Below are 23,183 nucleotides of genomic sequence, written 5' to 3'. Positions count from 1 at the left end.
TTGTGCGATGCGTCAATTCTGCGCCACGCGGGCCGCGATCGCGTCGCCGATCTCGGAAGTCGTGCGCGCGGCGCCGCTGCGGGCGGCGAGGTCGGACGTCACCGCCTGCTCGACCCGCTCGGCGAGCTCTCGGGCGCCGAGGTGGCGGAGGAGGAGCGCGACGGACAGGATCGCGGCGGTGGGGTCTGCCTTCTGCTGGCCGGCGATGTCGGGGGCCGATCCGTGAACCGGTTCGAACATGCTCGGGAATTCGCCCGCGGGGTTGATGTTGCCCGAGGCGGCCAGTCCGATGCCGCCGCTGATCGCGGCCGCGAGGTCGGTGAGGATGTCGCCGAAGAGGTTGTCCGTGACGATCACATCGAATCTAGCAGGATCCGTGACCAGGAAGATGGTCGCCGCGTCGACGTGCAGGTAGTCGACCGCGACCTCCGGGTGCTCGGCGGCCACGGCGTCCATGATCCGCTTCCACAGCCCGCCCGCGAAGGTGAGCACGTTGGTCTTGTGCACCAGGGTGAGCTTGTTGCGCCGCTGCCCGGCCTGCTCGAAGGCGTAGCGCACGACACGCTCCACGCCGTACGCGGTGTTCACCGACACCTCGTTCGCGATCTCGTGCGGCGTACCCTGGCGGATCGCGCCGCCGTTGCCGACGTAGGGACCCTCCGTACCCTCGCGGACGACGACGAAGTCGACGTCGCCCGGGTTCGCCAGCGGGCTCGCGATGCCGGGGAACAGGGTCGTCGGGCGCAGGTTGGCGTAGTGGTCGAGCGAGAACCGCAGCTTCAGCAGCAGCCCGCGCTCGATGTTCGCGCCGGCGAGCCGCGGGTCGCCCGGTCTGCCGCCGACCGCTCCGAGCAGGATGGCGTCGTGGCCCGCGATGGCGGCGAGGTCGTCGTCGGTGAGCACGTCGCCCGTCGCCAGGTAGCGGTCGGCGCCGAGCGAGAAGTGCGTCTTCTCGAACGCGAGGTCGCCGCCCGCCGTGACGGCGTCGAGAACTTTGACCGCCTCCGCGATCACCTCCGGACCGATTCCGTCCCCGGGGATGACGGCGAGTTGGACGGTTCTGCTCATGACGCTCCTGCACTGATCGGTGGGCGGACGGTTCCCCTACACACTATCGCCGCGCCGACCCCTTCCACGCCCGCTCAGCCGCGTACGCGTCGCAGCGTGACGACCGCCAGCACGGCGGCCGTGAGCATCAGGGCAGCGCCGATGGAGGCCGTCAGCGCGATGCCGCTGTCGAACGCGTGGCGCGCCGACGCCAGGAGCTCCGCCGCAGCCGCGCTCGGCAGGCCGCCGGCGACCGTGACCGCGCCGCCGAGGGTGTCGGCGGCCGCCGTCGCGTCGGCCGGGCTCAGCCCGGACGGCAGCACGATCGCGGCACGGTACGACGCGATGATGATGCTGCCGAGCGTCGCGGTGCCGAGCACCGCGCCGAGCTCGTACGCCGTCTCCGACACCGCCGACGCGGCGCCGGCCTTGTCGGCCGGGGCGGTGGAGACGATGAGCTCGTTCGAGACGGTCTCCGCCGCGCCGATCCCGGCGCCGAGGAGCACGAACGCCGCGAGCAGGACGCCCCACGACGCGTCACCGCCGCTCACGGCGACCAGCAGGTAGCCCGTGGCCGACACGCACAGGCCGCCAGCGATCACCAGTCCCGGCCGCAGCCGCCGCGCCACCGGCACGACCAGGAGGCCGGAGACGATCATGGTCGCCAGCCCGGGCAGCAGCACCATCCCGGCGCGCATCGGCGGCATCCCGAGCACGAGCTGGAGGTGCTGCGACACGAAGAACAGGAAGCCGACCAGCGCGACGACGCTGAGCAGGTTGATCAGCACCGCCCCGCTGAACGCGGCCCGCCGGAACAGCCGCATGTCGAGCATCGGGACCGGACGACGCAGCTGCCGCCGGACGAACAGCACTCCGGCGGACACCCCGATCAGTACGGCGAGCACCGGGACGAGCCCGATCCCGTGCACCGCCAACTCCTTGATGCCGTACACGATCGGCGCCATGGTCACCAGAGACAGCAGGATGGACACCACGTCCACCGGCCCCGGGGCCGGATCGCGCGACTCCCGCACCAGCAGCGGGGTGAGCACCAGCAGCGGGATGAGCACTGGCACGGCGAGCAGGAACACCGCGCCCCACCAGAACCGCTCGATCAGCAGCCCGCCGACGATCGGCCCCAGCGCGGAGCCCGCGGCGAAACCGGACGCCCAGACCGCGATCGCGACGCGGCGCTGCTCGCGGTCCTGGAAGATGCTGCGCAGCAGCGAGAGCGTGGAGGGCATGAGCATCGCGCCGAAGACGCCGAGCAGCGCCCGCGCACCGATCAGCAGCTCGGCGGTCGGAACGAACGCGGCAGCGGCCGAGACGGCGGCGAAGCCGGTGGCTCCGATGAGCAGGACCTTCCGGCGGCCGATGCGGTCGCCGAGGCTGCCCATCGCGACCAGGAGGCCGGCGAGCACGAGCGGGTAGACATCCACGATCCAGAGCAGCTGGGTGGAGGACGGCCGCAGCGCCTCGGTGATCGCGGGGAGGGCGAAGCCGAGGACGGTGTTGTCGACCGACACGAGCAGCACGGGGAGCATGAGGACCACCAGAGCCGCCCAGGCGCGCGCGCCGGCGCGGCCCGGCAGGGGCGGCACGGCCCTGCGCTCGGCGGCGGCCGGGGTGCGGTCGGGACGGATGGTCGAGGTCATGCGGATACTGTACCGTCCGGACGGTACAGTAGTCAATGCGCGGGAAGGGTGCGCGGGCGCGGATAGCATGGCCCCATGTCCTCCCCCGCCGCCCCTTCGCGCTCTGCCCGCGACCGCATCCTCGACGCGTTCGAGGACCTGCTCGCCGAGCAGAGCGAGCGCGCGGCGACGCTGGAGGCCGTGGCCGCGCGGGCCGGCGTGTCCAAGGGCGGCCTGCTCTACCACTTCGCGTCGAAGGACGCCCTGGTCGACGGCGTCCTGGAGCGGTTCGCGGCCGACCTCGCGGAGGACATCGAGCACATGCGCGCCGCGCCGGACGGGCCGGTCGCCTACTTCCTGCGCACGTCCATCCCGTCGGACACCCGCCTGGAGCGCGTGATCGTGGCGATCGCCCGGCTCGCGCAGGCGTCGGACGCCCGCGCCAGCGACGCGCTCGCCGACGCGCAACGGCAGTGGCTGAGCGAGCTGGAGGCCGTGGTCGGCGACCCGATGGTGGCCAGGACCATCATGCTGATCGGCGACGGGATGTACTACAACACCGCGCTGCTGCCCGCGGCGAACTCCGTGCTGCGCGACGAGACGGACGTCGAGGAGCTCATCGGGCTGGTCGGGCGACTCAGCGCGCGGGACTGAGCCGGCCTGCTACTCGCCGCCCGCCGCGAGCAGCCGCAGCAGCGACCGGCGCGTGCGGTCGTCGTCCGCCGCACCGATGGCGCGGCGCAGCTCCGCCTCCGACGCGGCGCGATCGCCCGCCAGCCGCAGCAGCTCGGCGCGCGCGGCGTGCGCCCTGGTCGCCAGCGGTCCAGCGAACAGGTCGGGCTCCGCGTCGAGGGCGGTGAGGGCGACCTCCGGCCCGGCGTCCGGACTGTGCCCGAGTGCGACCAGCCGGCCGAGCCGCGCCGTCGCGCTCGGCCAGACCCGCACCAGCCCGTCGTAGAGCCGCACGATCGCGGGCCAGTCGGTGGCCTCCCAGCTGGGTGCGACCGCGTGCAGCCCGGCGATACCGGCCTGGAGACCGTAGCGGCCGTCGGCTCCCCGACCGTCACCTCCCCGTGTCGTCCCCAGGTGCGCGGCGCCGCCGAGCGCGATCGTCGCCAGCCGCTCCCCCTCGGCCATCATCGCCGCATCCCACCGCGTCCGGTCGGCCTCCCGCAGCGTCGCGAACTCGTCGTCCGCCGTCAGCCGGGTCGGCTGGCGCGCCTCGGTGAGCAGCAGCAGGGCGAGCAGCCCCGCGCTCTCGGCGTCGTCCGCGACGCGGTGCGCGTCCCGGGCGAGGACGATCGCGTCCGCGCGCAGCCGATCGTCCGAGGTCGCGTGGCCGACCGTGAAGAGCAGGTAGATCGTGGTCAGCGCGTCGGGCATCCGGGCCGCGACCGCCGCTGCGTCGTCGAGCGCGAACCGGATCCCCGTGTCGTGGATGCGCTTCTTGGCGCGCGTGAGCCGCGCGGCCATCGTCGGCTCCGGGATGAGGAACGCGTCGGCGATGCGCGCGGTCGGGACGCCGCAGACGTGCCGCAGCGCCAGCGCGACTCGCGTCTCCGGCGCGAGGTCGGGATGCGCCACGAGCAGGATGAGGTCCAGTCGCTCGTCGCCGGTGAACACAGCTGGACCTCCTCTCTCATCTGCGGCCTCGTCCGCGGCCCTCTCCTCGGCCGCGGCCGCCGCTGTCTCGGCGCGTTCGCGTTCGGCGGCCAGCATCGGCGCCACGCGCCGGGCGGACTGCTCGCGCCGCAGGGCGTCGAGCGCCGCCCGGCGCGCGACCGTCGTGATCCATGCCGCGGGATTGCGCGGCTCGTGGCCGCGCGCCGCATCCGCGAGGGCGCGCGCGAACGCCTCCTGCACCGCGTCCTCGGCGAGCAGGAGGTCGCCCGTTGTGCGCGCGACCGCACCGAGGATGCGGGCGGCGTCCTCGCGGTAGGCGCGCTCGATCCGGGAGGCCGCTGTCACGGCCCCGCCATCACGAGCGGCATGCCATCGGCCGGCTCCCCGGTCCCGGCCGGTCCTTCACGGTCAGCGCACCGCGTCGAGCACCAGCACCGGGTAGAGCTCCACCCAGCCTCCGGTCGGCACCTTGGCGCCCAACTCCCTGGCCTGCTCGGGGCTCGACGCAGTGAAGCTGTAGAAGCCGGTGATCACCTCCGCCGTCTCACTGAACGGCCCGTCGGTGACCAGCGGGTCGCCGTCGGCGCGCGGCGTGATCTTCGTCGCCTTCGTGATCGGCTGCAGTGCGCTCATGGCGACGATCCGCTCGCCGGCCGCGACCACGGCGTCCTGGAATGCCTTGTGGCCGGCCATGCCCGCCTGCCATTCCTCCGCCGTCATCGCCTCAGGGTTCCAGTTCGGCTCGTGGATGAGCAGAACGTACTCCTCGGACATGTGGTCTCCTCACTTCGTCGGAACGCCGCCCCGTTCGGGGCGACATCCCTACGACGCAAGTCAACCGTCGAAATCGACAGCGCGCGACAGAATCTTTTCCGAGGGGTTAGGACTCGGTGATGTCAATCTCCTGCATCAGGTCGGCGTCGATCGCGACGCGGACCTTCTCGAGCAGGCCCTCCGGAACGCGCGAGTCGACCGTCAGGACGCTGAGCGCCTTGCCGCCGGCGGAGGTCCGGGCGATCTGCATGCCCGCGATGTTGATCTTCGCCTCGCCGAACTCGTGGCCGTAGACGGCGACGATGCCGGGACGGTCGTCGTAGACCATGACGATCAGGTGCTCGGCGATGGGCACCTCCACGTCGTAGCCATTGATCTCCACGACCTTCTCGATCTGCTTCGTCCCGGTGAGCGTGCCGGAGACCGACACCTGCGAGCCGTCGCTGAGCGCGCCGCGCAGCGTGATCACGTTGCGGTACTCCTCGCTCACCGAGTCGGTGATCAGGCGCACCTCGATGCCGCGCTGGTCGGCGAGCAGCGGCGCGTTCACGTACGACACCGTCTCGGAGACGATGTTCGTGAAGATGCCCTTGAGCGCCGCGAGCTTGAGGACGCTGACGTCGTAGTCGACCAGCTCGCCGCGCACCTCGACGTCGATGCTGGTCAGCGGGCTGTGCGCGAGGCCGGAGAACACCTGGCCGAGCTTCTCGACCAGCGGGATGCCCGGTCGCACGTACGGGTCGATGACGCCGCCCGCGACGTTGACAGCGTCGGGCACGAGCTCGCCGGAGAGCGCGAGCCGCACCGACTTGGCGACCGAGACGCCGGCCTTCTCCTGGGCCTCGTCGGTCGAGGCGCCGAGGTGCGGCGTCACGACGACGTTCTCCAGGGCGAGCAGCGGCGAGTCCTGCGGCGGCTCGCTCACGAACACGTCCAGACCGGCGCCCGCGATGCTGTGCGTGCTGAGCGCACGGTAGAGCGCGTCCTCGTCGATCAGGCCGCCGCGCGCGACGTTCACGACGTAGGCCGTCGGCTTCATCTGCGCGAGCTGGTCGTCGGAGATCATGCCGGTGGTCTCCGGCGTCTTCGGCATGTGGATGGTGATGAAGTCGGCCTCGGTGAGCAGCTCGTCGAGGCTCACCAGCTGGACCCCGAGCTGCTGGGCGCGGGCGCTCGTGACGTAGGGGTCGTACGCGATGACCTTGGTGCCGAACGCCTGGAGTCGGGCGGTGATGAGCGCGCCGATGCGGCCGAGGCCGATGATGCCGACGGTCTTCTCGTACAGCTCGACGCCGGTGTACTTGGACCGCTTCCACTGCCCCTGCGCGAGCGCGCTGTGCGCGGCCGGGATGTGCCGGGCGAGGCTCAGGATGTGACCGACGGTGAGCTCGGCGGCCGAGATGATGTTGGAGGTCGGCGCGTTCACGACCATCACGCCGGCGCTGGTGGCCGTCTTGATGTCCACGTTGTCGAGCCCCACCCCGGCGCGGGCGATGACGCGCAGCTTGGGCGCGGCGGCGATCACCTCGGCGTCGACCTTGGTGGCGGAGCGCACCAGGATGGCATCCGCGTCGGCGACGGCGGAGAGCAGAGCGGGCCGATCGGTCCCGTCGACGTCGCGGATCTCGAAGTCCGGCCCGAGGGCGTCGACGGTTGCGGGCGAAAGTTCTTCGGCGATCAGCACGACCGGCTTTGTCACGTGGCAGTTCCTTACAGGGAGGCTGGCTTGGGAGAAGGCGCGCAGCAGTCGTCGGCGCGCGGGTTGCTTAACTCTAGCGGGAGCGCAACATCGCCTTTCGCCGCGTTACGAAGCGTGCGCGACGGCTTCAGCGCGCCGCGGCGACCGCCTCGCGCACCGTGATCGGGTCGGTGATGTCGTACGCCGCGTCGCCGCCGCCCGGGCCGCTGGGAGCCCCGGACACCGATGTGCGTGCCGACAGGTGCACGGCGTCGACGCCGGCGGCGATGAGTTCGTGCACGTCCCGGACCCGCACTCCCCCGCCCGCCATGACCTGCATGCGCCCGCCGACCCGCTGGGCCAGCGCGCGCAGCCCGTCGATGCCCTCGACGCTGCGCGCCGCTCCGCCGGAGCTGAGGATGCGCGCGACGCCGAGCTCCGCGAGCGCATCGGCCGCACCGAGCGGGTCGGGAAGCGTGTCGAAGGCCCGGTGGAACGTCACGTCGAGCCCACCGGCCTCCGCGACGAACCGGGCGACGGCCTCCCGGTCGACGCGGCCCGCCTCGTCCAGGGCGCCGATGACCACACCGGCCGCACCGGTCTCGCGGGCGAATCGGATGTCCGCGGCGATCGTGTCAAGCTCGTCGGAGTCGTAGACGAAACCGCCGCCGCGCGGCCGGACCAGGACGTGGACGAAGCCCGCGCGGGACTCCTCCGCGGCCTCCTCGACCGCGGCGCGCACGAGACCGGCCGAGGGGGTCAGCCCGCCAAGCCCCAGCGCGACGCACAGCTCGACCCGGTCGGCTCCCCCCGCGAGCGCGACGCGCACGCCCGCCACGTCCTGGACGGCGATCTCGACGGCGGTGCGACGGGGTTCAGGCATGCCGCCACGATAGCGGCATTCCCGGCGCGGCGGCCCCGGCGTAACGTCGGGAGCGAAGGTTCAGGGAGGAGGCTGCCATGCAGGCGACGATCGGGGACCGGATCTGCATCCGGGGCATTCACGTCGAGTCCGCCGACCGCCACGGGGAGGTGCTGGAGGTGCGCGGCACGGACGGCGCGCCGCCGTATCTGGTCCGGTTCGACGACGGGCACGAGACGCTCGTCTATCCCGGCACCGACGCGGTCATCGAGCACAGCGCGGCCTGAGCGGCGCCGGACGCGCGGACGAACGGCGAACGGGGCCGCACCGGTCGTCCGGTACGGCCCCGTTCGGGATGCCTTGGTTCAGCGCGGCTGGATCAGCGCGCGACCTCGCCGTCCACGTAGTCGTCGTCGTTCGACGCGTTCCACGCGAAGAGCTTGCGCAGCTCGCGGCCGGTGGCCTCGATGGGGTGCTGCTCGCCCTTCTTGCGGAGCTCGAGGAACTCGGGCGCGCCCGCGTCCTGGTCGGCGATGAAGCGCTTGGCGAAGGTGCCGTCCTGGATGTCGGAGAGCACGGCCTTCATGTTCTCCTTCACGTGCGGGTCGATCACGCGCGGGCCGGAGACGTAGTCGCCGTACTCGGCCGTGTCGGAGACGCTCCAGCGCTGCTTGGCGATGCCGCCCTCCCACATCAGGTCGACGATGAGCTTGAGCTCGTGCAGGACCTCGAAGTAGGCGACCTGCGGCTGGTAGCCGGCCTCGGTCAGGGTCTCGAAGCCGTACTGGACGAGCTGCGAGACGCCGCCGCAGAGCACGGCCTGCTCGCCGAACAGGTCGGTCTCGGTCTCCTCGGTGAAGGTGGTCTTGATGCCGCCGGCACGGAGGCCGCCGATGCCCTTCGCGTAGGAGAGGACGAGCGGCCACGCGTTGCCGGTGGCGTCCTTCTCGACGGCCACGATGACGGGGACGCCGCGGCCGGCCTCGTACTCGCGGCGGACCGTGTGGCCGGGGCCCTTGGGGGCGACCATGATCACGTCGACGCCCTCGGGGGCCTCGATGTAGCCGAAGCGGATGTTGAAGCCGTGCCCGAAGACGAGGGCGTTGCCCTCCTCCAGGTTGGCCTGGATGTCGTCCTTGTAGAGGTTCCGCTGCACCTGGTCGGGCGCGAGGATGACGACGACGTCGGCCCACTTGGCGGCGTCGGCGGCGGAGAGGACGCGGAAGCCCGCCTCCTCGGCCTTCGGCTTGGACTTCGAGCCGTCCTTGAGGCCGATGACGACCTCGACGCCCGAGTCGCGGAGGTTCTGCGCGTGCGCGTGGCCCTGCGAGCCGTAGCCGATGACCGCGACCTTCTTGCCCTGGATGATCGAGAGGTCCGCGTCGTTGTCGTAGTAGATCTCAGCCACTGTGTGGGTTCTCCTTCGTGATGTGGTTCGAATTAGTTTTTGAAAACGCGTTCGGTGATGGACTTGCCGCCGCGGCCGATCGCGAGGAGGCCCGACTGGGCCATCTCCTTGATCCCGTACGGCTCCAGCACCTTGAGCAGCGCCTGGGTCTTGCCGCTGTCGCCGGTGACCTCGATCACGAGGGCGTCGGTGGCCACGTCGACGACGCGGGCGCGGAAGAGGTTGACCGCCTCCAGCACCTGGGAGCGGGTCGAGTTGTCGACCCGGACCTTGATGAGCAGGTGCTCGCGCTGCACCGACTGCGCCGGGTCCAGCTCGACGATCTTGATGACGTTGATCAGCTTGTTGAGCTGCTTGGTCACCTGCTCGAGCGGCAGCTCCTCCACGTCCACCACGACCGTGATGCGCGAGAGGCCGTCGACCTCGCTCGTGCCCACCGCCAGCGAGTGGATGTTGAAGCCGCGCCGCGCGAACAGGCCGGCGACCCGGGTCAGCAGACCGGGCTTGTCCTCGACGAGGAGGCTCAGAACGTGTGTGCTCATGGGGGTCACTCCTCTCCGAAGGCGGGGCTGTGGTCGCGGGCGTACTGCACGTAGCTGTTGCTGACACCCTGCGGGACCATCGGCCACACCATGGCGTCGGCGCTGACGACGAAGTCGATGACGACCGGGCGGTCGTTCGTCTCCAGCGCCAGCTTGATGGCGGCGTCCACCTCCTCCTCCTTCGTGACGCGGATGCCGAGGGCGCCGTACGCCTCGGCCAGCTTCACGAAGTCGGGCACGCGCACGGTGTCGTGGCCCGTGTTGAGGTCGGTGTTCGAGTAGCGGCCGTCGTAGAACAGCGTCTGCCACTGCCGCACCATCCCGAGCGACGAGTTGTTGATGATCGCCACCTTGATCGGGATGTCGTTGATCGTGCAGGTGGCCAGCTCCTGGTTGGTCATCTGGAAGCAGCCGTCGCCGTCGATCGCCCACACGACGCGGTCGGGCTGGGCGACCTTGGCGCCCATCGCGGCCGGCACCGAGTAGCCCATCGTGCCGGCTCCACCGGAGTTGAGCCAGGAGTTGGGGCGCTCGTACTTGATGAACTGGGCCGCCCACATCTGGTGCTGGCCGACGCCGGCGGTGTAGACGCCCTCCGGTCCGGTCAGTTCGCCGATCCGCTGGATGACGTACTGGGGCGCGAGCAGGCCGTCGCTGGTGGGCGTGTAGCCGAGCGGGAACTCCTCGCGGAGGCCGTTCAGGTAGGTCCACCACTCGACCAGGTCGGGCGCGCCCGCTCGGGCGGCGTCCTGGTAGGCCGCGGTCAGATCGACGATGACATCCTTGGCATCGCCGACGATGGGGACGTCGGCGACCCGGATCTTGGAGATCTCGGCCGGGTCGACGTCGACGTGCACGATCTTCGCGTCGGGCGCGAACAGGGAGGTGTTGCCGGTCACCCGGTCGTCGAAGCGCGCTCCGAGCGACACGAGCAGGTCGGCCTCCTGCAGGGCGAGGACCGCCGGCACCGTCCCGTGCATGCCGGGCATGCCGAGGTGCTGCTTGTGCGTGTCGGGGAACGCCCCGCGCGCCATCAGCGTGGTCACCACGGGGATGCCGGTCGCCTCGGCGAGCTCCAGGAGTTCCTGGGAGGCGCGCGAGCGGATGACGCCGCCGCCGACGTACAGCACCGGCTTCTTCGCCTCGACGAGCAGCTGCGCCGCCGCGAGGATCTGCTTGCCGTGCGCCTTGGTGATCGGGCGGTAGCCGGGCAGGTCGATCTTGGGCGGCCAGATGAACGGCACGGTGTTCTGCTGGGCGTCCTTGGTGATGTCGACGAGCACCGGGCCCGGTCGTCCCGTGCCGGCGATGTGGTACGCCGCGGCGATGGTGGCCGGGATGTCCTCGGCCTTCTTCACCAGGAACGAGTGCTTGGTGATCGGCATCGTGATGCCGACGATGTCGGCCTCCTGGAACGCGTCCGTGCCCATCAGCGTGGAGAACACCTGGCCGGTGATGAACACGACGGGCACGCTGTCCATGTGCGCGTCCATGATCGCGGTGACGAGGTTGGTCGCGCCGGGGCCGGAGGTCGCCATGGCGACGCCGACCTTGTTGGCGGCCACGGCGTAGCCTTCGGCCGCGTGGCCGCCGCCCTGCTCGTGGCGGACCAGGATGTGGCGGATCACGGACGAGTCCATGATCGCGTCGTAGATGGGGAGGATCGCACCGCCCGGAAGCCCGAAGACGTCGGTGACGCCGAGGAGCTCGAGGGTGCGGACGACCGACTGGGAGCCGGTCAGGTTTTCGGGCGACGCCTTTCCGGGCGCCGCGGAGGGCAACACTGAACTGGGGGTTGCATCCGGCGTCATGCCTTATCGATCCCTTACGTGCGAAGCGGTTGATGTGTCTGTGTCGAGGCGAGAGGCTACCCCGTGACCGCGCCCTCCGCAGCGGAGTGCACGAGCTTGGAGTATTTCGCGAGAACGCCACGGGTATAGCGCGGAGGAAGAGGCGCCCAGCCTTCACGGCGGGCGGTCAGCTCTGACTCGTCGACAAGTAGGTCGAGGGAGCGAGCCGCGATATCGACCCGTATCAGATCACCATCGCGCACGAAGGCGATGGGACCTGCGTCCACCGCTTCGGGTGCTATGTGGCCGATGCACAGGCCGGTTGTGCCGCCTGAGAATCGTCCGTCCGTCAATAGTAGTACATCCTTGCCGAGGCCTGCGCCCTTGATGGCGGCGGTGATCGCCAGCATCTCGCGCATGCCGGGGCCGCCCTTCGGGCCCTCGTACCGGATGATCACGACGTCGCCCGCGTTGATCCGACCCTCGGTCAGCGCGTCCATCGCCGCGCGCTCGCGCTCGAACACCCGCGCGGGGCCCTCGAACACGTCGGCGTCGAAGCCGGCCGTCTTGACGACGGCGCCCTCCGGGGCGAGCGTGCCCTTGAGGATGGTGAGGCCGCCGGTCGGGTGGATGGGGTTGTCGAGCGAGCGCATGACGTTGCCGTCGGGCGCGGGCGGGTTGATCTCCGCCAGGTTCTCGGCGACCGTCTTGCCCGTCACGGTGAGGCAGTCGCCGTGCAGCAGGCCCGCGTCGAGGAGCGCCTTCATGACGACGGGGACGCCGCCGTGCCGGTCGACGTCGTTCATCACGTACTTGCCGAACGGCTTGAGGTCGCCGATGTGCGGCACCTTGTCGCCGATCCGGTTGAAGTCGTCGATCGTGAGCTCGACCTCGGCCTCGTTCGCGATCGCCAGCAGGTGGAGCACGACGTTGGTCGAGCCGCCGAAGGCCATCGCGACGGCGATCGCGTTCTCGAACGCCTTCTTGGTGAGGATGTCGCGCGCGGTGATGCCCAGCTTGAGCAGGTTGACCACGGCCTCGCCCGAGCGGTGCGCGAAGTAGTCGCGACGGCGGTCGGCCGAGGGCGGCGCGGCCGAGCCGGGGAGGCTCATCCCGAGCGCTTCGGCGACGCTGGCCATCGTGTTCGCGGTGTACATGCCGCCGCAGGCGCCCTCGCCCGGTGCGATGGCGCACTCGATGCGCTTGAGGTCCTCCTCGCTCATCTTGCCGGCCTTGCACGCGCCGACCGCCTCGAACGAGTCGATGATCGTCACGTCCTTCTCGGTGCCGTCGCTGAGCTTGACCCAGCCGGGGGCGATCGAGCCGGCGTAGAGGAAGACCGCGGAGAGGTCGAGCCGCGCGGCCGCCATGAGCATGCCGGGAAGCGACTTGTCGCAGCCGGCCAGCAGCACGGTGCCGTCGAGGCGCTCGGCCATCATGACGGTCTCGACCGAGTCGGCGATGACCTCGCGCGAGACCAGCGAGAAGTGCATGCCCTCGTGGCCCATCGAGATGCCGTCGGAGACCGAGATGGTGCCGAACTGGAGCGGGTACCCGCCACCGGAGTGCACGCCCTCCTTCGCGCCCTGCGCGAGGCGGTCGAGCGAGAGGTTGCACGGCGTGATCTCGTTCCACGAGCTGGCGATGCCGATCTGCGGCTTCTCCCAGTCCGCGTCGCCCATGCCGACCGCGCGCAGCATGCCGCGGCTGGTCGTGGCTTCGATTCCGTCAGTGACGACGCGCGAACGCGGCTTCCAATCGATCTCAGGCATGTGACAACTCTAGAACCGTTTGGATACCCGCTCGGCCATGCGTCGGAAGCCGTGGAGAAGAGCCGGAACTGCTCAGGCTGTGGAGGACGATCCCGCGCGGGCGCGCGCATCCGCCAGCAGTGTGAGCAGCGTCGCCACCGCCCGCTCGTCCGCGACGCGGAACTGCGCCGCGGTCTCGCCGGTCCCGACCTTGATGCCGAGGTCGCCGGCCTCCGGGCGCAGCCCGGCGAAGCCGTCCTCGTCCGTGACGTCGTCGCCGGCGAAGAGCACCGCTGTCGCGTGCGTGTACTCGCGCAGCCGCTCGATGCCGTCGCCCTTGTCCGCCCCGCGGACCGAGAACTCGATGATGTCCTTGCCGTCGCGGATGGTCAGTGCGTCGCTGACCGAGGCGGCGGCCTCCCTGGCCCGGGCGACGACGGCCACGCCCTCGCCACCCCCCAGCAGGCGGTAGTGCACACCGAAGCCGACCGGCTTCACCTCCAGGCGGGTCCCGGGGACGCTGTCGACCAGGGCGCCGAGCACCTCGCCCAGCTTCTCCAGCGCAGCGCGCTCGTCGGAGGTCAGGTCGAGCGAGACGCCGTCGCGGCCGAACCGGATCTCCACCCCGTGCGAGCCGATGAGCAGCGCGTCCTCGTCCGCCTCGGTGACGATCTCCAGGCTGGCGAGCGGACGGCCGGAGACGTAGGCGACCCAGGTGTCCGGGAGGGCCTCCAAGCGGTCGAGGGCGGCCTTGGCCTCCGGGAGGGCGCGGGCGGCCTTGGGCTTGTCGACGAAGGGGGCGAGCGTGCCGTCGAAGTCCAGTGCGAGGAGCAGGCGCTCGGCGCCGGCCAGGCGCGCGACAGCGGTCGCGAGGGCGATGGCGGCGGGCTGGGCGGAGGTGGGGGCGGGGGCGGGAGTGTCTGGCATGCGGCTCTCTGTCGTGACGGCGGGGGTCAGCGCCGGTTGACCGGCGGGTTCTGCAGGGGATGGTCGCCGTGGGCGCTGCGGGTGAGCGCCTCCAGGAAGCTCGCCGACCAGCGGGCGACGTCGTTGGTGAGCACCTTCTTGCGGAGCACGCGCATCCGGCGCACGCGGTCGCGCTTGGGCATCGCGACCGCCTGGACGATGGAGTCCTTCAGGCCCTCGATGTCGTGCGGGTTGATCAGGAGGGCCTGGCGCAGCTCGTCGGAGGCGCCGGCGAACTCGCTCAGCACCAGCACGCCGTCCTCGTCCACGCGGGTGGCCACGTACTCCTTGGCCACCAGGTTCATGCCGTCGCGCAGCGCCGTCACGAGCATCACGTCGGCCGCCAGGTACAGGGCGACCATCTCCTCCTTGGGGTAGCCGTGGTGGAAGTAGGCGACGGCCGTGTGGCCGAGCGTCGCGTAGTCGCCGTTGATCCGGCCGACCGTGAGCTCGATCTCGTCGCGCAGCTGGCGGTAGGTCTCGACACGCTCGCGGCTGGGGCTCGCCACCTGCACCAGCGTGACCTTCTCGACGTCGATCCGGCCTTCGCCCAGCAGCTCGCCGAAGGCCTTGAGCCGGTGGCCGATGCCCTTGGTGTAGTCGAGCCGGTCCACGCCGAGCATGATCGTCTCGGGGTTGCCGAGCTCGTCGCGGATCTCCCTGGCGCGCTCCTGGATCGACGGGCGCCGCGCGAGGTCCTGGTACGCCTGGGCGTCGATGGAGATCGGGAAGGCCCGCGCCAGCACGGTGCGCACCAGCCCGCCGTGCCGGTTGGTCGTGACGTGACGGTGCGATCCGGACTCGGGGTCGTCGCTGTCGATCGGGACCTCGATGATCGGGCCGCGCGACTCGTAGCCCTTCAGCCGGCGCACCGCGCGCGAGAAGTTGCCGGCGTCGGCCACCCGCTGGAAGCCGATGACGTCGGCTCCGAGCAGGCCGTCGATGATCTGGCGGCGCCACGGCAGCTGGGAGTAGATGCCGTAGGGCGGGAACGGGATGTGGTTGAAGAACCCGATGACCAGGTCGGGCCGCACCTCCCGCAGCATCGCGGGCACGAGCTGGAGCTGGTAGTCGTGCACCCAGACGACCGCGCCCCGAGCGGCGACGGCGGCGGCCGCGTCGGCGAACCGGCGGTTCACCCGCACATAGCTGTCCCACCACTCGCGGTGGTAGCTCGGCTGCGCGATGACGTCGTGATAGAGCGGCCAGAGCGTGTCGTTGGAGAAGCCCTCGTAGTACTCCTGCAGCTCCTGCTCGCTCAGGGCGACCGGGAGGATGCTGATGCCGTCCGCCTCGAACGGCTCCATCTCCTCGCCCGCGACGCCGGCCCAGCCGACCCAGACCCCGTCCTCCGCACGCATGACCGGCTGCAGGGCCGTGACCAGCCCGCCGGGAGACGGCCGCCAGGTCGACTGCCCGGTCTCGTCGACCACGCGGTCGACGGGCAGTCGGTTGGAGACGATCACCAGGTCGTACATCTCGGTTGCTGCGGCTTCGGACGTCTGGCTGATGGTTGGTCAACTCCCCCAGTTGATACGGCAGGTCTCCTGCCACAGTACCAGCGCCCGTCTCGGCCGGAACGGTCGCGCGTTCCCCGCCAGGACACTGCTCGTTCAGGAGGCGCGGTTAGAGTGGCGGTCGTGATGCGCATCGGCCTGGGCACGACCAGCGTCTACCCGCTCGGGGTGGAGGGAGCCTTCCGCACGGCCGTCGAACTGGGCTACGACGGCGTGGAGATCATGGTCGCCCGCGAGGAGGCCACTCAGTCGGCCACCGCTCTGCGCAGACTCGCCGAGCGCTACGGCACGCGCGTCCTGAGCATCCACGCCCCCGTCCTGCTGCTGACCCACTTCGTCTGGGGGCGCGATCCCGGGGTGAAGCTGGAGCGGTCGGCCGAGCTCGCCGCGGAGCTCGGCGCCGATACGGTCGTCGTGCACCCGCCGTTCCGCTGGCAGTCCGGCTATGCGGAGGACTTCCTCGGCCTCGTGCGCTCGACCACCGAGCGCACGGGCGTGACCGTCGCCGTCGAGAACATGTTCCCGTGGAAGGTCGCCGGCCGGTCGATGGCCGGCTATGTCCCGCACTGGAACCCGCTCGGGATGGATTGCGACGCGGTCACCCTCGACTTCTCGCACGCAGCGCTGAGCGGGGTGGACGGGCTGGAGTTCGCGAACCAGCTGGGCGGGAGGCTGCGGCACATCCACCTGTGCGACGGCTCCGGTCCACTGGACGATTCGCGCGTCTTCGACGAGCACCTCATCCCGGGACGGGGCAGCCAGCCGGTCGCCGAGGTGCTGCGCTCGCTCGCGGCCACGGGCTGGGACGGCTCCATCGTCGCCGAGGTGAACACGCGCAAGGCCCGCGACGCCGCAGAGCGTGCGGCGATGCTCCGCGAAACGCTGGAGTTCGCGCGCGCCAGCATCGACGGCAGCGACATCGACCGGGGCGCCCACGTCGCGCCTGAGGCTGCGGAGGACGATCCCGCTACTTCGCCCGGCCCAGCAGCCGCACCAGAGCGTTCGCGTACTGCGCGTAGCCCGTTGCGGTCGGGTGGAAGGCGTCGGTCCCGCTGACGTTCAGCCACGGCTTCTTCGAGCCGATGCCGTGCCCGGCGAAGTCCACGCCCACGTAGGTCATCGGCACGCCCTTCGCCCGCTGGCTGGCGACAACGTCCGAGATGGTCTGGTTGAGGCCCAGAGTGGCCGCGTTGATCGCGGTGTCGGTGCCGAAGCTGGGCGACTTCGGGTCGTAGTTGTCGAACGTGACGGCATAGCCGGTGACGACGATGCGGGCGTTCGGCGCCGCCGTGTGGACGGCTGCGTACACCGCGGCCAGCCGCTCCGGGAGCACGTTGAGCAGCGACAGCGCCGAGGAGACCCCGTTACGGCAGGCGACGGCTTTGCCTGCCGAGCACTCCGTGGCGATCGCGGCGACGCCCAGGTCGTTGCCGCCGATGCTGATGGTCACCAGGTCGGTGCGGTCGTCCAGCGCGATGAGCTGGTGCTTGAGGAGGTCTGAGGTCGTGGCGCCGGCGCACGCCGCGTTCACCACGAGGTCCACCCCCGAGGAGCGGGTGAACACGTTCGGGTAGCTGTACGGGCTGGAGCGGCACTTGCCGGTCTCGTCTCCCCCGCCCATCCCGGCGCCGAACGAGTCGCCGAGCGCCACGTAGCGGGTCGCCGCGGTGAGCGGCTCCTTCGGGAACGGGTCCGGCGTCGACGTCGGGGACGGCGTGGCGCTCGCCGCCGGGCCCGGCGTCGCCTGGGGATCCGCGGGCGCAGAGCATGCGGACACCACCAGCAGCACGGCCGCGCACAGCGCGGTCGTGAAGGCCGGACGGAGCACTCGACGTCGCATCGAGCACACGTTACCCGCTGCGGCTCGGCGTCCGATCAGAACCCGGCGGCTCAGAACCGCTCGGTGAGGGCGAGCAGGATGGCAGGGACCGACTCCGAGAGGCGCTCGGAGAACTTGCGCTCGTCGCCGGAGAGCAGTGCCCTGGCCTCCCCGTTCGCGCACAGCTCGGCGATGACGCGCACCGCCTCCTCCGGCGCGATGGTGAAGCGCCGGCGCGCGCTGGCGAGCGCGGCGACGACGCTCTCGGTGAGCTCCTGGAAGAAGCCGTCCTGGTAGCGCAGGAAGTCGGCGGAGATGGCCGGGTCGCGCAGCGCGAGCAGCAGGAACTCGGACTGCACCAGCCACCAGCGGCGGTCGTCGGACTGCAGTTCCAGGATCCGGGTGATCGTGCGGATGACGTCCTCGTCGTCGAGTTCCGCCTCGCCGTCGCCGACCAGCGGTCGCAGGAACTGCTCCACGCCGGCGTCGAGCTGCTGGATGCGCATGCTCTTCTCGCGCTCCATCAGGGCGAAGAAGAGCTCCTCCTTGCTGGAGAAGTTGGAGTAGAACGCGCCCCGGGTGAAGCCCGCCGCCTCGGCGATCGTCTCCACGCTCGCGGCCTTGACGCCCTGCTCCGCGAAGACGTCGAACGCGGCGTCGAGGAGTCGAGTGCGGGTGCGCTGCCGCCGCGCCGACTCGACAGGCGCGTCGTCTCTGAGAGCCGTGCTGTTCAACCTGAAACCTTCCTGTGCCGAGTTCCCGATACATGAGTGTATCCGATACAGTCGAGCATCGGATACGACGGTGTATCGAAATCATTCGACGGCGCCGTTGCACCGGCGTCGTCGGTCCCCTTTCACTGCTGGAGAACGCGTGTCCTCGCTCCTGTATTCGATCGGCCGTTGGGCCTTCCGAGCCCGCAAGCTGGTCCTTTCGCTGTGGCTGCTGCTGCTCGTCCTCCTGGCCGGCGGCGCTGTCGCCTTCAATCAGGGCACGGACAACACGTTCAGCATCCCGGGCACCGAGTCCCAGGAGGCGCTCGACACGCTGAGCCGGACCTTCCCGCAGGTCAGCGGCACCAGCGCGCAGATCGTCGTCGTCGCGCCGAAGGGCGAGACCGTCGACCAGGCGGCCATCCAGGACCCGGTGGAGAGCACGGTCGCCGACCTCGCCAAGACCGACGGCGTGGCGGGCACGACCTCCCCGTACAGCACGACGGTCAAGAACCTGATCTCAGACGACCGCACCGCCGCGATCATCACCGTGCAACTGCACGGCCAGCAGACGACCGTCCCGGCCGAGACCAAGACCGCGATCAAGGACGCGGGCGCCGCGCTCCAGAACGAGCTGCCGTCCGGCTCGCAGACCGCGGTCGGCGGCCAGCTGTTCTCGCAGAACCTGCCCACCATCTCGCTCACGGAGGGCGTGGGCCTGCTGATCGCGATCGTGGTCCTGATCGTCACGTTCGGGTCGATCCTCGCGGCCGGGATGCCGCTCGCCACCGCGCTCCTGGGCGTCGGCCTGTCGATGGCGCTGATCTTCATCGCGACGCTGTTCGGGCCGATCTCCTCCACCACTCCCCTGCTCGCCCTGATGCTCGGGCTCGCGGTCGGCATCGACTACTCGCTGTTCATCATCTCGAGGCATCAGAGCCAGTTGAAGGCGGGGGTCGATCCGGAGGAGTCCGCCGCCCGCGCGGTCGCGACGGCGGGCTCGGCCGTGCTGTTCGCTGGGATCACGGTGATCATCGCGCTGGCCGGGCTGGCCGTCGCGGGGATCCCGTTCCTGACGACGATGGGACTGGCCGCGTCGGTGGCGGTCGGCATCGCCGTGCTCGTGGCGCTCAGCCTCACGCCCGCGTTCCTCGGCTTCGCCGGGGCGCGCATCACGCCGGGACGCCGGGCGGCCAAACGGGCCGATCGCGCGGCGAAGCGTGCGACGGCGGCCGAGCCGGGCGACGCGGAGGCCGCCGCGCCCGTCCCCGAGCCGGTCACGCGCGCCAACCCCTCCCTCGCCCACGCGGCGAAGGCCGACATCCCGAAGGGCCCGTTCCGCAGCTGGGTGCGCGCCGTCACGCGGTTCCCGATCGTGACCGTCGTCGCCGTGGTGGTCGCCCTCGGCATCGCAGCGCTGCCCGCCCTCCAGCTCCGCCTCGCCCTCCCCGACGCCGGCTCGCACCCCAAGAACGACCCGGCGCGCATCGCCTACGACCTGGTGTCCGAGCACTTCGGCCCCGGCTACAACGGACCGCTGATCGTCACCGGATCGATCATCTCCAGCCACGATCCGCTGGGGCTGATGAAGAAGCTCGGCGCGGAGATCGCCGACCTCCCAGGCGTCGCCGCCGTGCCGCTCTCCACGCCGAACCAGAACGCCGACACCGGCATCGTCCAGGTCATCCCGACCACGGCGCCAGACGACCCGCGGACCGCCCAGCTCGTCGCCGAGCTGCGCTCCAAGCACCAGCACTTCCTCGACGAGTACGGCGTCGACCTCAAGGTGACCGGTACTACGGCGGCCCAGATCGACGTCTCGACCCGGCTCGGCGGGGCGCTGCTGCCGTTCGGCATCCTGGTGGTCGGGCTCTCCCTGGTGCTGCTGACCATGGTGTTCCGCTCGATCGCGGTACCGATCAAGGCCGCGCTCGGCTACCTCCTGTCGGTCGGCGTCGCCTTCGGGGCGGTGACGGCGGTGTTCGAGTGGGGCTGGTTCGCGGACGCGGTGCACCTGGACAAGACCGGGCCGGTGATCAGCTTCATGCCGATCATCCTGATGGGCGTGCTGTTCGGGCTCGCGATGGACTACGAGGTCTTCCTGGTCAGCCGTATCCGCGAGGACTACGTGCACGGCGGCGACGCCCGTCGTGCCGTGCAGAGCGGCTTCGTCGGCTCCGCCAAGGTCGTCACGGCCGCCGCGATCATCATGATCTCGGTGTTCGCGGCGTTCGTCCCGGAGGGCGACGCGTCCATCAAGCCGATCGCGCTCGGCCTCGCGGTCGGCGTGTTCGTGGACGCGTTCATCGTCCGGATGACGCTCGTGCCCGCCGTCCTGCAGCTCCTCGGCGACAAGGCCTGGTGGATGCCGCGCTGGCTCGACCGCATCCTCCCGTCGTTCGACGTGGAGGGCGACGGCCTGCAGAAGGAGCTGGAGCTGGCCGACTGGCCGGAGCCGGGCTCCCGCTACCTGGCGGCCGCGGACGGCCTGTCGGTCAGCGCCCGGCGGATTCCCCTCCTCCGTGACGTGTCGTTCCGGCTCCGCGACGGGGAGGCGCTCGTCGTGCACGGCCCGGACCGCACAGCGGCTCTCGCGCTGCTGATGGCCGTCACCGGCCGCACGCGCGTCGACGGCGGCACGGTGAAGGTCGCCGGGTTCGTCCTCCCGACCCGTGGCTCCGCCGTGCGGTCGCGCACGTCCGTGGTCCGGTTCGACCACAGCGAGACCCCGGTGGCGGACGTGCGCCGCGCGCTTGCCGGCTCGCCGGTCATCCTCGCCCTCGACGCCGCCGACAGCCTGACCGACCCGGTCGAGCGGAGGCGGGTGCGGGTCGAGCTCGGCCGCGCCTTCGCCGGCGCCGCCGCGGCGGGCCGGCCGTTCGCGCTGGTAGTGAGCTGCGTCGACCCGTCCGGGCTCGACGACCTCCTCCCCGACGTCGCGGAGCCCACAGCCGTCCGGCTCGCCGTCGACCCCGACGGCGCGGCGCGCGGCACGGACTCCTCTCCGCCTGCCGCCGAGCCCGCCGACGACCACCCTGCCGCACACCTCGAGAAGGCGAACGCCCGATGACCGCCCCCACGTCCTCCCCTGTGTCGAAGCAGGCGCTGCGCCGCCCCCGCTCGCTGTTCTCGCTGGAGCGGATGCGCTCCGACAAGCGCGTGACCTGGCTCACCATCGTGGGCATCGTCCTCGTGCCGCTGGTCATCGGCGGCCTGCTGGTCTGGGCGCTCTGGAACCCGACCGACCGGCTCGGCGAGGTGAAGGCCGCGGTGGTCAACCTCGACCAGCCGGTCACCGTCAGCGGTCAGGTCGTCCCGCTGGGGCGGCAGATGGCGGCGGGATTGCTCGGCACGAAGAACGACAACTTCACCTGGGTGCTGACCGATCGGAAGGATGCGGACGCGGGGATCGCGGACGGCAGCTACGTGGCCGTGGTGACCATCCCGAAGAACTTCTCGAAGGCGGCGACCTCCACCGCGGGGACGTCGGGCGCCGCCACGCAGGCGACCATCGACGTGCGCACCAGCCAGAAGTCCAAGCTGGTCGACCCGGCGATCAGCCAGGCCGTGACCACGACCGCCACCGGCGTGCTCAACAAGCAGCTCACGACGACGTACCTGGAGAACGTCTACGTCGGCTTCAACACCCTGCACGACCAGCTCGCGAAGGCGGCGTCCGGCGCGGGATCGCTCTCGACGGGGCTGACCCAGCTCGCCGGCGGCACCCACCAGCTCGCGGACGGGGCGAACCGGCTCGCGACCGGCGCCGACTCGCTGGCGAGCGGGCTCGGGCAGCTCTCCGGCGGCGCCTCGGGTCTGGCGGGCGGGCTCGGGACGCTGTCCGGGCACATGTCGGACTACGCCAACGGCGTCTCGCAGGGAGCGGCGGCAGCGCAGCAGCTCCCGGCCGGCGCCGCTCAGCTCGCGACAGGGACGGCGGGCGTGCGGGACGCCGTCGGCGTCACGGTGACCGGCCTGACCGCTCTCCAGAAGGCGTGCGTGACGGCGCACGGAGCGAACGATCCGATCTGCGCCGGCATCCAGGCGACCCTCGACGGGATGACGAACCCGGATCCGACGAAGGGCCTGCAGGCCGCCGCGACCCAGGTCGCCGCCGGTGCGCAGAAGTTCTCGACCAGCGTGGCGCCGTTGCCCGGCCAGCTCGCCCAGTCCGCGGCGGCCGCGCAGCAGCTCGCCGCCGGGACGGCGCAGTCGGCCTCCGGTGCGCAGCAGCTCGCCTCCGGCGTGCAGCAGTCGGCGGACGGCTCCGCGCAGTACGCCGCCGGTGTCGGGCAGTTCGCGGCGGGTGTGCCCGCACTTGCGGCCGGCGCCGACCAGTCCGCCGCAGGCGCGGCCTCCCTCGCCTCGGGGCTGGACCAGGCGGTGGCGCAGCTGCCGAGCTACGACGCGGGCCAGCGGACCAACCTGGCGTCGGTCGCGTCGCAGCCTGTGGGTCAGAAGCAGTCCGGCGCCACGGAGTTCGGAGCCTCCAGCGTGCCGCTGTTCGCCGCGGTCGCGCTGTGGCTCGGCGCGTTCGCGTCGTTCCTGGTGCTGCAGGCGATCTCGCGGCGCGCGCTGCTGACCTCGCGCGCGGCCGGACGGATCGCGGCAGACGGCCTCCTGCCCGCCGCCGTCATCGGCACCGTGCAGGGCGTGCTCGTGGCGGCGATCATGCAGCCGGCCATGCAGCTCGGCGTCGGGGCCTGGTTCGGCTTCGCCGCCGTCGCGGCGGCAGCGGCGATCTGCTTCGCCGCCGTCAACCACGGGCTCGTCGCGCTGCTCGGCGGTCTCGGACGCTTCCTCGCCATGCTCGTCGTCGTGGTGACGCTCGCCTCCGGGATCGTCTCGACGGCGCCCGGCTTCTTCGACGGCGTGACGGCCTGGCTGCCGACGGCGCCCGCCATCACGGCGCTGGACGGCGTCGTGGACGGCTCGACCGGCGTCTGGCGCGGCCTCGGCGGCCTCCTGATCTGGACCGGCGTCGGCTTCGCGCTCGCGCTCGGCGCGGTCGCGCGCCGCCGGATCGTCACGGCCGCGCAGCTCCTGCCCGCGGAATGAC

19 protein-coding genes are annotated in these 23,183 nt (G+C 71.2%); 5 read left to right on the top strand and 14 right to left on the bottom strand.

Translation table 11 applies throughout. From position 1 onward, the window contains the following. Positions 1-12: 12 nt before the first annotated feature. Both AC3A3H_RS10740 and AC3A3H_RS10735 read right to left on the bottom strand, forming a co-directional pair. Positions 13-1,068 carry a 3-isopropylmalate dehydrogenase gene (locus AC3A3H_RS10740; RefSeq protein WP_487614548.1) on the bottom strand — a complete coding sequence of 352 codons (1,056 nt, stop codon included), beginning with the start codon at positions 1,066-1,068 and terminating at the stop codon, positions 13-15. Between the two features lie 74 nt (positions 1,069-1,142). After that, positions 1,143-2,702, bottom strand: coding sequence for an MFS transporter (locus AC3A3H_RS10735; protein WP_487614547.1), 1,560 nt, complete (start codon positions 2,700-2,702; stop codon positions 1,143-1,145). Positions 2,703-2,777: 75 nt separating this feature from the next. On the opposite strand from AC3A3H_RS10735, the gene AC3A3H_RS10730 reads away from it, so the two are divergent. Beyond that, complete coding sequence (locus AC3A3H_RS10730) at positions 2,778-3,335, top strand: TetR/AcrR family transcriptional regulator (protein WP_487614546.1); 558 nt, start codon at positions 2,778-2,780, stop codon at positions 3,333-3,335. 9 nt (positions 3,336-3,344) lie between these two features. Here the strand turns inward: AC3A3H_RS10730 and AC3A3H_RS10725 are convergent, their stop codons facing one another. The 4 genes from AC3A3H_RS10725 to AC3A3H_RS10710 all read right to left on the bottom strand — a co-directional run bounded on the left by AC3A3H_RS10725 (position 3,345) and on the right by AC3A3H_RS10710 (position 7,639). Next, on the bottom strand, positions 3,345-4,649 hold the full coding sequence (locus tag AC3A3H_RS10725; protein WP_487614545.1) for an RNA polymerase sigma factor: 1,305 nt from the start codon (positions 4,647-4,649) through the stop codon (positions 3,345-3,347). Between the two features lie 63 nt (positions 4,650-4,712). Continuing rightward, complete coding sequence (locus AC3A3H_RS10720; protein WP_487614544.1) at positions 4,713-5,078, bottom strand: YciI family protein; 366 nt, start codon at positions 5,076-5,078, stop codon at positions 4,713-4,715. Between the two features lie 106 nt (positions 5,079-5,184). Further along, complete coding sequence (serA, locus tag AC3A3H_RS10715) at positions 5,185-6,777, bottom strand: phosphoglycerate dehydrogenase (RefSeq protein ID WP_487614543.1); 1,593 nt, start codon at positions 6,775-6,777, stop codon at positions 5,185-5,187. A gap of 127 nt (positions 6,778-6,904) precedes the next feature. After that, the gene (locus AC3A3H_RS10710) at positions 6,905-7,639 is read right to left on the bottom strand and encodes a copper homeostasis protein CutC (protein WP_487614542.1); all 735 of its coding nucleotides are present in this window, start codon (positions 7,637-7,639) and stop codon (positions 6,905-6,907) included. A gap of 77 nt (positions 7,640-7,716) precedes the next feature. On the opposite strand from AC3A3H_RS10710, the gene AC3A3H_RS10705 reads away from it, so the two are divergent. Beyond that, positions 7,717-7,905: a DUF1918 domain-containing protein gene (locus tag AC3A3H_RS10705; protein WP_487614541.1), complete on the top strand. Its 189-nt coding sequence runs from the start codon at positions 7,717-7,719 to the stop codon at positions 7,903-7,905. A 92-nt stretch (positions 7,906-7,997) separates the two neighbouring features. Here AC3A3H_RS10705 and ilvC read toward each other — a convergent pair whose 3' ends face one another. The 6 genes from ilvC to otsA all read right to left on the bottom strand — a co-directional run bounded on the left by ilvC (position 7,998) and on the right by otsA (position 15,553). Then, positions 7,998-9,059, bottom strand: coding sequence for a ketol-acid reductoisomerase (ilvC, locus tag AC3A3H_RS10700; RefSeq protein ID WP_487614613.1), 1,062 nt, complete (start codon positions 9,057-9,059; stop codon positions 7,998-8,000). Then, positions 9,059-9,568, bottom strand: a complete 510-nt coding sequence (gene ilvN, locus AC3A3H_RS10695) for an acetolactate synthase small subunit (RefSeq protein ID WP_185277752.1) — start codon at positions 9,566-9,568, stop codon at positions 9,059-9,061. The genes ilvC and ilvN overlap by 1 nt, the downstream gene beginning before the upstream one ends. Positions 9,569-9,573: 5 nt before the next feature. Next, a complete protein-coding gene (locus AC3A3H_RS10690) occupies positions 9,574-11,379 on the bottom strand; it encodes an acetolactate synthase large subunit (RefSeq protein WP_487614540.1) in 1,806 nt (601 codons plus the stop codon). A gap of 56 nt (positions 11,380-11,435) precedes the next feature. Further along, positions 11,436-13,130, bottom strand: coding sequence for a dihydroxy-acid dehydratase (ilvD, locus tag AC3A3H_RS10685; RefSeq protein WP_487614539.1), 1,695 nt, complete (start codon positions 13,128-13,130; stop codon positions 11,436-11,438). A gap of 72 nt (positions 13,131-13,202) precedes the next feature. Further along, a complete protein-coding gene (otsB, locus tag AC3A3H_RS10680; RefSeq protein ID WP_487614538.1) occupies positions 13,203-14,036 on the bottom strand; it encodes a trehalose-phosphatase in 834 nt (277 codons plus the stop codon). Positions 14,037-14,062: 26 nt separating this feature from the next. After that, on the bottom strand, positions 14,063-15,553 hold the full coding sequence (gene otsA, locus AC3A3H_RS10675; RefSeq protein ID WP_487614537.1) for an alpha,alpha-trehalose-phosphate synthase (UDP-forming): 1,491 nt from the start codon (positions 15,551-15,553) through the stop codon (positions 14,063-14,065). A 165-nt stretch (positions 15,554-15,718) separates the two neighbouring features. Here otsA and AC3A3H_RS10670 point away from each other — a divergent pair, with 165 nt between their 5' ends. Beyond that, positions 15,719-16,648, top strand: coding sequence for a sugar phosphate isomerase/epimerase family protein (locus AC3A3H_RS10670; RefSeq protein ID WP_487614612.1), 930 nt, complete (start codon positions 15,719-15,721; stop codon positions 16,646-16,648). Here AC3A3H_RS10670 and AC3A3H_RS10665 read toward each other — a convergent pair. Further along, positions 16,560-17,432: an SGNH/GDSL hydrolase family protein gene (locus AC3A3H_RS10665; RefSeq protein ID WP_487614536.1), complete on the bottom strand. Its 873-nt coding sequence runs from the start codon at positions 17,430-17,432 to the stop codon at positions 16,560-16,562. The two genes, AC3A3H_RS10670 and AC3A3H_RS10665, sit on opposite strands and share 89 nt — an antisense overlap. 50 nt (positions 17,433-17,482) lie before the next feature. Beyond that, positions 17,483-18,145 carry a TetR/AcrR family transcriptional regulator gene (locus AC3A3H_RS10660; protein WP_487614535.1) on the bottom strand — a complete coding sequence of 221 codons (663 nt, stop codon included), beginning with the start codon at positions 18,143-18,145 and terminating at the stop codon, positions 17,483-17,485. Positions 18,146-18,284: 139 nt separating this feature from the next. Here AC3A3H_RS10660 and AC3A3H_RS10655 point away from each other — a divergent pair, with 139 nt between their 5' ends. Both AC3A3H_RS10655 and AC3A3H_RS10650 read left to right on the top strand, forming a co-directional pair. Beyond that, the gene (locus AC3A3H_RS10655; RefSeq protein ID WP_487614534.1) at positions 18,285-21,194 is read left to right on the top strand and encodes an MMPL family transporter; all 2,910 of its coding nucleotides are present in this window, start codon (positions 18,285-18,287) and stop codon (positions 21,192-21,194) included. Further along, entirely contained in the window at positions 21,191-23,182 is a 1,992-nt protein-coding gene (locus AC3A3H_RS10650; RefSeq protein WP_487614533.1) for a YhgE/Pip family protein, read from the top strand. Before AC3A3H_RS10655 ends, AC3A3H_RS10650 begins: the two co-directional genes overlap by 4 nt. The last annotated feature ends 1 nt before the right edge of the window (position 23,183 follow it).

The sequence above is a fragment of the Leifsonia sp. Soil_N53 genome (assembly GCF_057655165.1).
Note: the sequence above shows the minus strand (reverse complement) of the source record. Positions and strands in the feature narration are given on the sequence as shown.